Raw genomic sequence first — 11,574 nt, forward strand, 5'->3', positions numbered from 1 at the left:
GACGGCGCGCGTGGGCGACGTCGTCGGGCCCCGGCTGCCGGGGGACGAGCGGTCGAGCCAGTTCCCGCCGCCGTCGTACGAGACGGTCGTGGACGCCGCGCCCGGCGAGCGCGGGCGGCTGTACGCGGCGCTGTCCGAGCTGGCGGAGCAGGACCCGCTGATCCGCGTGCGCCGGCGCGACGAGGAGATCACCGTGTCGCTGTACGGGGAGGTGCAGCGCGAGGTGCTGGCCGCGATCCTGCAGCGGGAGTACCGCGTCGACGCGCGGTTCGGCGAGGTGCGGACGGCGCGCACCGAGCGGCTGGTCGGGACGGGGCACGCAGTGGAGATCAAGAAGCAGGACGGGAACGAGTTCCACGCCACGATCGGGCTGCGGGTCGGGCCGGGGACGCCAGGGAGCGGCGTGACGTTCGAGCTGGAGTGCGAGCGCGGGTCGATGCCACCGGCGTTCTTCGACGCGACCGAGGACACGGTGCGCCGCGAGCTGGCCCGCGGGCCGTTGCGGTTCCCGGTGCCCGACGCCTGCGTGGTGATGACCCACTCGGGCTACTCGCCGCGGCAGAGCCACATGCACCAGAAGTTCAACAAGGCGATGTCGAGCACGGGCGCCGACTTCCGCGGCCTGGCGCCGCGCGTGCTCGCCGCGGCGGTGCGCCGGGCGGGGACGGTGGTGTGCGAGCCGGTGCACCGGTTCGTGATCGAGCTGCCCGAGGACACGGTCGGCCCGGTGGCGTCACTAGTGGGCCGGCTGGGCGGGGTGCCGTTCGAGTCGCGTGTCGGAGCCTGGGGCATCGTGGTGATGCGCGGCGAGATCCCGGCTGCGGGCGTGGCAGGGCTGCAGCGGGAGCTGCCGGGGCTGACGCACGGCGAGGGCATGTGCCGCACCGAGCACGACCGGTTCGAGCCGGTGCGGGTGCGGGCGTAGGGCTGGGCGGGGGTGGGTGTGAGCCCCGGCGATCGACCATGCAGTTGCTGCCAGGTCCCGCCTGGCCCTGGCAGCAACTGCATGGTCGGTACTTTGGGGCTCACGCCGGCCGCGCCACCCCCGCGATCGGTACCGGCCCCGACGCGACCCCCGTTGCCTCCCGCCGCCGCAGGAACACCTTGATGATCTCCTCGATCACCAGCAGGCTCAGCGCCAGCAGGATGCACAGGCCCCACTGCTGCCCGTCCAGCCCCGTCGTGCCGAAGATCTGCTCCAGCAGGTCGATGGTCGTGACCGCGACGATCGCCAGCAGCGCCAGCCCGTACCGCCGCAGCTGCGCGGCCCCGGGAATGGCGTCGCGGTCGAAGATCGTGCCGAGCTGGTCGCGGGAGAGCAGGCCGGCGAGCACGTGGAAGAGGGACAGCGTGGTGAGCAGCATGGTCGCCGCGACGATCGGGCCGCTCAGGCCTAGCCCGAGCTGGTACGCCACGAGCGACCCGGCGGTCATGATCGCGCCCTGCACGCACAGCCGGATCCAGGCCGTCCGGGACAGGACCGGCGCGCCGACCGGGCGCGGCGGCCGGCCCATGAGCCCCTTGGTGGGCTTGTCGAAGCCGAGCGCGATGGCGATCGGGATGTCGACGACCATGTTCAGCCACAGGATCTGCAGCGGGTTCAGGGGCGTGCCCGCCGCGATGTTCAGGATGCCCGCCATCAGGAAGATCGCGATGTACGCGACCAGCGTGGACATCTGGAAGCGCAGGTATTTCACAAGGTTGTCGTAGAGGCCGCGGCCGTACGAGACGGCGTTCACGATGGTCGCGAAGTTGTCGTCGGTCAGGATCATCACCGCGGCCTCCTTGGAGACCTCGGTCCCGGTGATGCCCATCGCGACGCCGATGTCGGCGGCCTTGAGCGCCGGCGCATCGTTGACGCCGTCGCCGGTCATCGACACCACGTTGCCCGACCGCTTGAGCAGCTGCACCAACCGGATCTTGTCCTCGGGCGCCACCCGCGCGACCACCCCGATGTCCTGGAGCTGCACCAGCAGCTCCTCGTCGGTCAGGTCCGCGAACTCGGCGCCCGTCAGCGCGCGGCCCTCGATCCCGAGCTCCGCGGCGATCGCAGCGGCCGTGGTGGCGTGGTCTCCCGTGATCATCCGGACCCGGATCCCGGCCGACCGGCACTCCGCGATCGCGGTCCTGGCCTCCGGCCGTGGCGGGTCCACGATGCCCACCATCGCCAGCAGCGTCAGCTCGCTGACCAGGGCGATCAGGTTCCGGGCGTTCGTCCGGGCGACCTCGAAGACCGCCGGGTCGACGTCGCGCCGGGCCACGACCATCACGCGCTCGCCGGAGTTCGCCATGCGGTTGTTCGCCTCGAGCGCCAGGCTGCGGTTCTCACCGGTGATCGGCACGACGGCGCCGTCGGGGGCCCGGTAGCTGGTGCCGCGCGCGATGAGCACGTCGGGGGCGCCCTTCACGAAGCAGCGCACCACGGGACGCCCGTCGTCGTCGACCATGTCGTGGAAGGTGGCCATGAACTTGTACTCGGAGTCGAACGGCACCTCGGCAAGGCGCGGGTAGTCCCGCCGGGTGGCCTCGATGTCGAGCCCGCCCTTGGCGCCCAGCACGATCAGCGCGCCCTCGGTGGGGTCGCCGATCAGGTTCTCGCCGTCGAGCACGGCGTCCGCGCACAGGATCATCGGCAGGAGGTACGGGTCGAGGTCGGTGCCCGCCCCACCCACGTGCTTGATCTCGCCGGCGGTGCCGTAGCCCTCGCCTGTGACGGCGAAGACCGGGTGGCCCGGGATGGCCAGCTCGCGGGCGGTCATCTTGTTCAGCGTGAGGGTGCCGGTCTTGTCGGAGCAGATCGCCGACGTCGAGCCGAGCGTCTCCACCGCGGGCAGCCGCTTGACGATCGCGTGACGCCGCGCGATCTCGCGGGTACCCATGGACAGGAGCGCGGTCACGACGGCGGGCAGGCCGGTCGGGATCGCCGCGACGGCCAGGGCGACGCCCGTGATGAACAGCGCGTCGAACGACTCGCCACGGATCAGGCCGAGAACGACGACGAAGACCAGCGCGACGGCGGCGATGGACGCGATGATCTTGGACAGTCCGTCCAGCTGCTTCTGCAGCGGCGTCTTGTCCGCCTCGGTGCTGGCCAGCAGGTTCGCGATGTGGCCGATCTCGGTGTTCATGCCGGTCGCGGTCACGACCATCTCGCCGCGCCCGCGCGTCACCGCGGTGTTCATGTAGGCCATGCAGGTCCGGTCGCCCAGGGGGACGTCGTCGCTGGCCACGGGGTCTGTCGACTTCGCGACCGGGAGGCTCTCGCCGGTCAGCGCCGCCTCCTCGATCTCCAGGGTGGCGGCCAACGTGATCCGGCCGTCGGCCGGCACACGGTTGCCCGCCTCGACCAGGACGACGTCGCCGGGCACCAGGTCGCTGGCGTCGATCTCGACCGCCTGACCGTCGCGCCGGACCCGAGCGACCGTCTTCATCATCTGCGCGAGCGCGGCGACGCTCTCCTCGGCCTTGGCCTCCTGCCGCAGCCCGATGACCGCGTTGAACAGGGTGAGGCCGGCCAGCACGATCGACGTGCCGACGTCGCCCGTGACCAGCAGGTTCGCGACGGCGGCCACCAGCAGCACGATCTGCATGAAGTCGCGGTACTGCCGCCCGAACGCCTGCAGGGCGGACTCCTTCTTGGCGGCGGCCAGCCGGTTCGCGCCGTACATGTTGAGCCTGCTGGCCGCCTCAGCGGCGCTGAGCCCCTCCACGACGTCCACATGGAGCCGGTTGGCGACCTCGATGGCGTGGGTGGATGCCGGGTCCACCGAGATCCGGCCGACGGTCCGCGTCATGGTCGCCTCCAGCGCGCTCCATCGGGCGCGTCCTGAAGCCAGGCGACGCCTCCTCCGCAAACCACACGATGACGGACGTCGGCGCGCCCGGCATCCCCCGAAACGGGCGACCGCCGGTGGTGGGACGAGGGCACGGTCGGTGGCCGTCCCACCGCGTTGACCGCAGCAGTTGCTGCCACGAGCGGCCGCCGTCCGGCAGGAACCGCTGTGGTCAACCGCCGTCGGACCGAGCAGGCCAGGGTCGCAACCGGATGCTGGGTCACGGCGGCGGTTCGGTCGTCATCTGCCCCAGGCCCTTGGCCAGCGCGCCGATGCTTCGAGCCAGATCGGCGAGCGCTTCCGTCGTCGCCGCGTCGGGCCCCGTCAGTCCGGAGAGCCGGCTGTATGCCTGGCCGGCCCACTCCTCCGCTGATCGGAAACTGCTCATTGCCTCGTCGGTGCTCATACTTCGACGATGCCACGCCACCCTGATTCGGCACTCCGAAGCCGGGGTGAACTGGGCCGGACACAGAAGAGTCCACACGGGCCGCCACCGGGAAGGTGTCGCGGCTCGTGCGGACTCTTCGTGCGCTACGGGGCCAGGTACGGCTCGTCAGGCCCGGGATCCAGCCGATCAGGCTCAGATTTCGTAGGTCAGACAGTGATTTAGCCTCTGACCTGGGCAGACACCTCCGTTTCGGGCGAGAGTTCCACACTGGTTACACGAAGCAACGAGTCGACGGCCTTCCGTGGGCGCTTGTCGCTGCCCGGCATGAGGTGCGTGTAGGTCCGCAACGTGAAGCCGGGGTCCGAGTGACCGAGGTACTCGGAGACAGCCTTGATGCTCTCGCCGTCGTGCAGGAGCGTGCTCGTCGCCTGGCGGGGCCCCGCGACGGGGCCCCGCGCTGCGGGCCGCGGGCGGCCCTCCGCGCACCCGCCGCACCCCGCCAGCGGCGAGGCGGAGAGCGAGGCGAACTGCTGGTGCCAGGAATTCGCCTCAGTCTTCGTCGGCGACCCAGTAGATCGCGGATTCCGTTTCGCCAATAACTGCGATGCCGGCGTCAAACGTCCAGTCGGTCGCGGGCGTCCACGAGTACGGCAGTCGGTCGGGCAGGTCCGAGCTGTTGGTCGCGAAGCGCAGGTTGTACGGGCCCAATGCTCGGATGAACTCATCAGCGAGCCAGTCCGCTCGATGCTTCGGCATCAGTTCGTTCTTGTACGCAAGATTGACGCGCAGTAGACCCGCGAGGAATCGCTTGGCGTGACCGGCGTCGACCTCGACCCAGGCTCTACCCAGCGGCGTAAGGCCGGCTGCAAGCGCTACCTCGTCAAAGTTACTCGCGCTTTGATCGAGGAGGGTAAGCCAGACTTGCGCAGCGGTACGGTCGCGCATCATCCGCGATACGTCCTCTCCCAGCATCACGCGGCGACCGTATCAGTCGACCGGAACCTCGTTTATCAGTTCCGAACCGCCCACCTCGGGAGCGCTCAAGGGATGCGGGGCGCCCCGATCCCTCTCACCCCCGACGGCTTGCGGCACCCTGCCCGACCGGACGACCGGGAGCCACGCCGACGGGCGCGAGAGGGATCGGGGCTTGGGGGGCACCCGTTGGGAAAGAACCCGCAGGGTCGCCCCCGCCGGAGAAACGTCCTGGGGGATTACACATCAGTTACACGGGAGCACGAGAAACGGCGGCTAACGCTGCACAACGTCGCGAGACGAAAGTGCAGGTCAGCCGCCGTTTCGGCGCATCTCAGCAGATCACGGGGGACCGACTGTCAGATGTCGTAGTACAGCTCGAACTCGTGCGGGTGCGGCCGCAGGCGGATCGGGTCGATCTCGTTCTCGCGCTTGTACGCGATCCAGGTCTCGATCAGGTCCTCCGTGAACACGTCACCGGCGGTGAGGTACTCGTGGTCGGCCTCGAGCGCGTCGAGCACGCCACCGAGCGACGTCGGGACCTGGGCGATCTGCGCGTGCTCCTCGGGCGGCAGCTCGTAGAGGTCCTTGTCCACGGGGGCCGGGGGCTCGATGCGGTTCTTGATGCCGTCCAGACCGGCCATCAGCATCGCGGCGAACGCCAGGTACGGGTTCGACGACGGGTCCGGCGCGCGGAACTCGATGCGCTTCGCCTTCGGGGAGGAACCCGTGATCGGGATACGGATCGAGGCGGAGCGGTTGCGGGCCGAGTAGACGAGGTTCACGGGAGCCTCGAAGCCCGGCACCAGGCGGTGGTACGAGTTCACCGACGGGTTGGTGAAGGCGAGCAGCGACGGCGCGTGCTTCAGGATGCCGCCGATGTACCAGCGAGCCAGGTCGGACAGGCCGCCGTAGCCCTTCTCGTCGTAGAACAGCGGCTCGCCGTTCTTCCAGAGCGACTGGTGCGAGTGCATACCCGAGCCGTTGTCGCCGAAGATCGGCTTCGGCATGAACGTGGCCGACTTGCCGGCCTCGAACGCGACGTTCTTGATGACGTACTTGAACTTCATCAGGTCGTCGGCGGCGTGCAGCAGGGAGTTGAACTTGTAGTTGATCTCCTGCTGGCCGGCGGTGCCCACCTCGTGGTGCGCGCGCTCGACGGAGAGGCCGACCTGGCCGAGGGTCTTGACCATGTCGTCGCGCAGGTCCGCGAAGCGGTCGCTCGGCGAGGTGGGGAAGTAGCCGCCCTTGTACCGGGTCTTGTACCCGAGGTTGCCACCCTCCTCCTCACGGCCGGTGTTCCAGGCGGCCTCGACGGAGTCGATCGAATAGAAGCTCTCGTTCGCGGCCGTCTTGAAGCGCACGTCGTCGAACACGTAGAACTCGGCCTCGGCACCGAAGAACACGGTGTCGGCGATGCCGGTCGACTTTAGGTAGGCCTCGGCCTTGGCCGCGATGTTGCGCGGGTCGCGAGCGTAGGCGTCACCCGTGAACGGGTCCACGATCGAGAAGTTCACGATCAGGGTCTTGGCCTTGCGGAACGGGTCGATGTACGCCGTCGCGATGTCCGGCACGAGCTTCATGTCGGACTCGTGGATCGCCTGGAAACCGCGGATGGACGAGCCGTCGAACATGAGGCCCTCGCTGAACGCGTCCTCGTCGAACTGCTCGACCGGGATGTTGAAGTGCTGCGTGACGCCCGGCAGGTCGATAAACCGGACGTCGACGAACTCCACCCCCTCGTTGCGGGTGAAGGCGATCGCCTCCTCGGCGTTCTTGAACATCTGCGCTCCTTGCTCGCTCGATAAGTCCAGGGGGAGTCCGTCGCACGACGCCGAACGGCTGGGCAGGCTTGCACGCGGATCGCCACGAACCTAAGGGCAGGTGGTTTCTCTCGGGTTACTGATTGTTGCCGGTGTGTTTCTCACGCCTCTCGGCGGTGTAACCGAGGGGAGATGTGCTGGTCGTGGCCCCGGCAGCGTTATCACAGCGTGCCAGAACTCACATGCCGCGGCCCGGCGGCGTCCGTCCATCGGACGCCGGAGGGCCGGTCGACGGACGCCGCGAAGGGGACGCCTCCCGTGCGGGAGACGCCCCCTTCGAGGTCGGGCGGGTCGGCCTTCGGACGGCGGCCACAGCCTGGCGGGCGCCGGTCAGCGGCCGCGCATGCCCTTGCGGTCGGGCCGGGCGCGGGTCGGGTCGATGCCCTTCGGGATCGGCAGCTTCATGCCGCCGATGGCCTTGAGGCGCTTGCTGATCTCGGCCACCTCGGCGCGCGTGAGCGTCGACTTGAGCTTGGTGACGGCGCGCGCGACCTTGGTCAGCGGCACCTGCCCCTCGCCGTCGCCGCACTGGATCACCGTGACCGGCACGTTCGACAGGATGCGGCTGACCTTCTTGCGCTCCTGGTCGAGCAGGCGCGTCACGCGGTGCGACGGTCCCTCGGAGACGAGCACGACGCCCGCCCGGCCCACGCCCCGGAACACGAAGTCCTGGTTGCGGGCGTCGACGGCGACCGGCTCGTCCTCGAACGTCCAGCCGCCACGGACGGTGCCGAGCGCGGCACGCGCCGCGCCGGGCTGCCCGGCGATCTGCGTGTAGGCCGCCTTCTCGGCGCTGCGTGACAGCACGAACATCGCCGCGAGCACGCCGAACGGCACGCCGATGACGAGCGCGTAGACCCACGGGCCGGCGAGGACGCCGATGAGCAGCGCTACCGCGACGACCCCGACGAACGCTGCGAGCATCCACCAGGTGACGAGCGGGTTCTGCTTGCGGGTCATCTGGTAGACGTCCCACAGCTGGTGATACCAGCGGCGCTTCTTGGGCTTCTTCTGCTTGGTGACGGACGCGTCGTCGCGCGCTTCGCCTCCGGACGAGGTTCGGGCCATGGTCATCGATTCTAGTGCGCTGCGAGCGTTCGGCGTGCCGGGTCAGCGTGCCAGCAGGCTCGCCGCCTCCTGACGGGAGGTGGTGGGCTGGGCGAGGTGCGACAGCGCCTCGGGGATCGGGCGGCCGTGCTTGGTCATCGCCTGGCCCCACAGGCGGCCCGCGCGGTACGACGAACGCACCAGCGGCCCCGCCATGACGCCGAGGAAGCCGATCTCCTCCGCCGTCTCGGACAGCTCCACGAACTCCTCCGGCCGCACCCAGCGGTCGACCGGGTGGTGGCGCAGCGACGGGCGCAGGTACTGGGTGATCGTGATGATGTCGCAACCGGCGTCGTGGAGGTCCTGCAGCGCCTGCTTGACCTCGTCGACCGTCTCGCCCATGCCGAGGATCAGGTTCGACTTGGTCACCAGGCCGGCGTCGCGGGCGCGGGTGATGACCGAGAGCGACCGCTCGTAGGTGAACGCCGGGCGGATCTGCTTGAAGATGCGCGGCACGGTCTCGACGTTGTGCGCGAGCACCTCGGGGCGCGACTCGTTGACGGCGTCCAGCAGCTCGGGGATGGCGTTGAAGTCGGGGATCAGCAGCTCGACGCCGGTGCCCGGGTTCAGCGCGTGGATCTGGCGCACGGTCTCGGCGTAGAGCCAGGCGCCGCCGTCGGCCAGGTCGTCGCGGGCGACGCCGGTGACGGTCGAGTACTTCAGGCCCATGGTGCGCACGGACTCGGCGACGCGGCGCGGCTCGTCCTTGTCGAAGTCGGCGGGCTTGCCGGTGTCGATCTGGCAGAAGTCGCAGCGGCGGGTGCACTGGTCACCGCCGATGAGGAAGGTGGCCTCGCGGTCCTCCCAGCACTCGAAGATGTTGGGACAGCCGGCCTCCTCGCACACCGTGTGCAGGCCCTCGCCCTTGACGAGCGATTTCATGTCGCGGTATTCGGGGCCCATCACCGCCCGGGTCTTGATCCACTCGGGCTTCTTCTCGATGGGCGTGGCCGAGTTGCGCGCTTCGATGCGCAACATGCGTCGGCCTTCAGGTGCGATGGTCACGCAGATCCCTCCCAGGTCAGCGGGTTGGCCCAGCCTATGCCTCGCGCGCCCGGCGTCGCGCGGGCGTCGGGCGGGTGACAAGTGGCGTTCGTCACGCGGTCGCGGTCACGGCCTCCGACGGCGCCTCGTCGGCCGCGGGCGACGCCTCGTCGGCCGCCAGCAGGGGCGCCAGGCACTCGATCAGCGCCGCCTGCAGGAGCGGCCGCACCTCGTCGACGGTGACCTGCCGGCCGAGCTCGGCGGTCAGGGACGTGACGTCGGCGTCCTCCGCGGGGATGCCGCAGGGCACGATGTGGTCGAAGGCGGTCAGGTCGGCGTCGCAGTTCAGGGCCAGGCCGTGCATGGTGACGCCCTTGGCGACGCGCGCGCCGATAGCGCAGATCTTGCGCTCCAGACGTGCGTCGGGGGCATCGGGGGAGTCCGCGGCGACCCAGACGCCGGAGCGGCCCTCCACCCGCATGGTCTCGACGCCGAGCGTGGTGCACACGTCCATGACGGCCTGCTCCAGCGTGCGGACGTACTCGACGACGTCGAACGGCTTGGCCAGCTTGATGATCGGGTAGGCCACGATCTGGCCCGGCCCGTGCCAGGTGATCTTGCCGCCGCGGTCCACCTTGATGACCTCGGTGCCGTCGGTCGGGTACTCGTCCCGGTGCGTGCGTGCCCCCGCCGTGTAGACGGACTCGTGCTCGAGGAAGAAGACCGTGTCGGCCAGCTCGTCCGCGCGGACGCCCTCGTGGGTGCGCCGCTGCAGGTCCCAGCCCTCGTGGTACTCGACGTGCCCGGAGAGATGACGAATATCCATGCCCGCCACCCTAAGCCCGCCCGGTGGTGCGGCAGGGGCCGACCCTGGCTGATGAAGAGCGGTCAGCGCGTCGGGAGGGGCTCCGACGGGCAGCTCGTCAGCACGTCCTCCATGGCGTCGTGCTCCGCGGGCGTGATCCAGAGGTCGTACTTCTCCTTGACCGCGATCTGCCGGGCCACGTACTCGCAGCGGTACGCCTGGTTCTCGGGCAGCCACTCGGAGGCGTCCCTGGCGCCCTTGCCCATGTTGGCGGGGCCGTCGGAGGCCACCAGGTTGAGCGGGTCGTTCGCGATCTCGACGCGCAGGTCCTTGTCCCAGTCGGCCGCGCCCGTGGTCCAGGCGTTCATCAGCGCCACGACGTGGTCGATCTGCACGTCGCCGGAGCGCTCGCCACGCTCGAAGTCGATGGTCTCGCCCGTGTACGGGTCGTCGAGCGTGCCGGAGGCCACCTCGCAGGAGTCGCCGTCGGTCAGCACAAAGTCGTCGAGGTCCCGCTGGAGCATGTCGTTGCGGGTGTCGCAGCCGTTGCCGTCGACGTCCTTCCAGGCGCTGCCGAAGTCGGACTCGCGGTCGTAGCCGTCCGTGGTGGCGGCGTCCTGGACCGTGAGGGTGTCCAGCGTCGCGAGGGCGGAACCTTCCGCGCCCTCCGCGGGGGCGACGTCGTCACCCAGGGACTTGACGATGAAATTTCCCGCGAGCACGAGCGCCGCGACGGCGATCAGCACGAGCTGCAGGGTCTTGCGGTTCTGGCTGGACTTCTTGGCTGTGGCGGACACGAGCCCCTCAATCTGTCGGCCGGTGGTCCGGACCGCAGATGGCCGGACAAAGACTAAGAACGTGCGAAACGTACCTCTTGCCCCAGTCTGCCAGAGTCGTGTTACGGGGATTAAGCGGCTGACCAGTAATCTCGCGTCGCTGCTCCCCGCGGGGCACGATGGGGCCATGGCACTTCGGATCGGGATTGTCGGCTACGGCGGAGCGGGCAGGCAAATTCACGCCCGACTGGCGCGAGCTGCGGGTATGTCGGTAACGGCGGTCGTGGCGCGCGACCCCGGACGGCGCGTCCAGGCCGCCGGCGACTGGCCGGGCGCGCGGCTGTTCAACGACCTGACGACGATGCTCGCGGAGCCCGGTCTCTACGACCTCGTGGTCATCGCCAGCCCCTCCTCGTTGCATGCCGAGCACGCGAACGCCGTCTCCCTGGCGGGCAAGCCCTTCGTGCTCGACAAGCCCATCGCGACGACGGCGGCCGAGGCACGGCGGGTGGTGAGTGCGGCGTCGTCGTCGGGCACGCCGTTCACGGTGTTCCACAACCGGCGCTGGGACCCGGAGCAGCTCACTCTCAAGGCGCTGCTGGACCGGGGCGACCTCGGCAGGGTGCACACCTTCGAGCGGCACTGGGAGCGCTGGCGGCCCAAGCCGCAGCAGCGGTGGAAGGAGAACGACACCGTGGGCGGCGGGCTCCTGCTCGACCTCGGCCCGCACCTCGTCGACTCGGCCACCCAGCTGTTCGGGCCGGTCGTGTCCGTGTACGCCGAGACCCGCGCGCTCTCGACGCCCACCGAGGACGACGTCTTCCTCGTGCTGCACCACGCCGCGCCGGGCACGAAGCCCGGGGTGGTCCCGGGCCGGGCGGCGGCC

9 protein-coding genes and 1 pseudogene are annotated in these 11,574 nt (G+C 69.8%); 2 read left to right on the top strand and 8 right to left on the bottom strand.

Annotated features, from left to right (window positions below):
• A pseudogene (locus PROKR_RS24005) lies at nt 1-925 on the top strand (TetM/TetW/TetO/TetS family tetracycline resistance ribosomal protection protein); the annotation flags it as partial.
• Nucleotides 926-1,025: 100 nt separating this feature from the next.
• Here PROKR_RS24005 and PROKR_RS24010 read toward each other — a convergent pair.
• The 8 genes from PROKR_RS24010 to PROKR_RS24045 form a co-directional block, all read right to left on the bottom strand.
• Nucleotides 1,026-3,794, bottom strand: coding sequence for a cation-translocating P-type ATPase (locus PROKR_RS24010; protein ID WP_036968652.1), 2,769 nt, complete (start codon nt 3,792-3,794; stop codon nt 1,026-1,028).
• Between the two features lie 259 nt (nt 3,795-4,053).
• Nucleotides 4,054-4,239: a hypothetical protein gene (locus PROKR_RS24015; protein ID WP_036968655.1), complete on the bottom strand. Its 186-nt coding sequence runs from the start codon at nt 4,237-4,239 to the stop codon at nt 4,054-4,056.
• A gap of 531 nt (nt 4,240-4,770) precedes the next feature.
• Nucleotides 4,771-5,196, bottom strand: coding sequence for a hypothetical protein (locus PROKR_RS24020; protein ID WP_036968658.1), 426 nt, complete (start codon nt 5,194-5,196; stop codon nt 4,771-4,773).
• A 356-nt stretch (nt 5,197-5,552) separates the two neighbouring features.
• The gene (gene glnA, locus PROKR_RS24025; RefSeq protein ID WP_036968662.1) at nt 5,553-6,977 is read right to left on the bottom strand and encodes a type I glutamate--ammonia ligase; all 1,425 of its coding nucleotides are present in this window, start codon (nt 6,975-6,977) and stop codon (nt 5,553-5,555) included.
• Nucleotides 6,978-7,346: 369 nt separating this feature from the next.
• The gene (locus tag PROKR_RS24030; protein WP_036968665.1) at nt 7,347-8,084 is read right to left on the bottom strand and encodes a DUF4191 domain-containing protein; all 738 of its coding nucleotides are present in this window, start codon (nt 8,082-8,084) and stop codon (nt 7,347-7,349) included.
• A gap of 42 nt (nt 8,085-8,126) precedes the next feature.
• A complete protein-coding gene (gene lipA, locus PROKR_RS24035) occupies nt 8,127-9,128 on the bottom strand; it encodes a lipoyl synthase (protein ID WP_026365492.1) in 1,002 nt (333 codons plus the stop codon).
• A 91-nt stretch (nt 9,129-9,219) separates the two neighbouring features.
• Nucleotides 9,220-9,933, bottom strand: a complete 714-nt coding sequence (gene lipB / locus PROKR_RS24040; RefSeq protein ID WP_036968668.1) for a lipoyl(octanoyl) transferase LipB — start codon at nt 9,931-9,933, stop codon at nt 9,220-9,222.
• 62 nt (nt 9,934-9,995) lie between these two features.
• On the bottom strand, nt 9,996-10,709 hold the full coding sequence (locus PROKR_RS24045) for an HNH endonuclease family protein (RefSeq protein WP_051433303.1): 714 nt from the start codon (nt 10,707-10,709) through the stop codon (nt 9,996-9,998).
• 166 nt (nt 10,710-10,875) lie between these two features.
• Here PROKR_RS24045 and PROKR_RS24050 point away from each other — a divergent pair.
• Nucleotides 10,876-11,574, top strand: a 699-nt coding sequence (locus PROKR_RS24050) for a Gfo/Idh/MocA family protein (protein ID WP_169736547.1), incomplete at its 3' end; no start/stop codon positions are given.

The sequence above is a fragment of the Promicromonospora kroppenstedtii DSM 19349 genome, assembly GCF_000515355.1.
GTDB lineage: Bacteria > Actinomycetota > Actinomycetes > Actinomycetales > Cellulomonadaceae > Promicromonospora > Promicromonospora kroppenstedtii.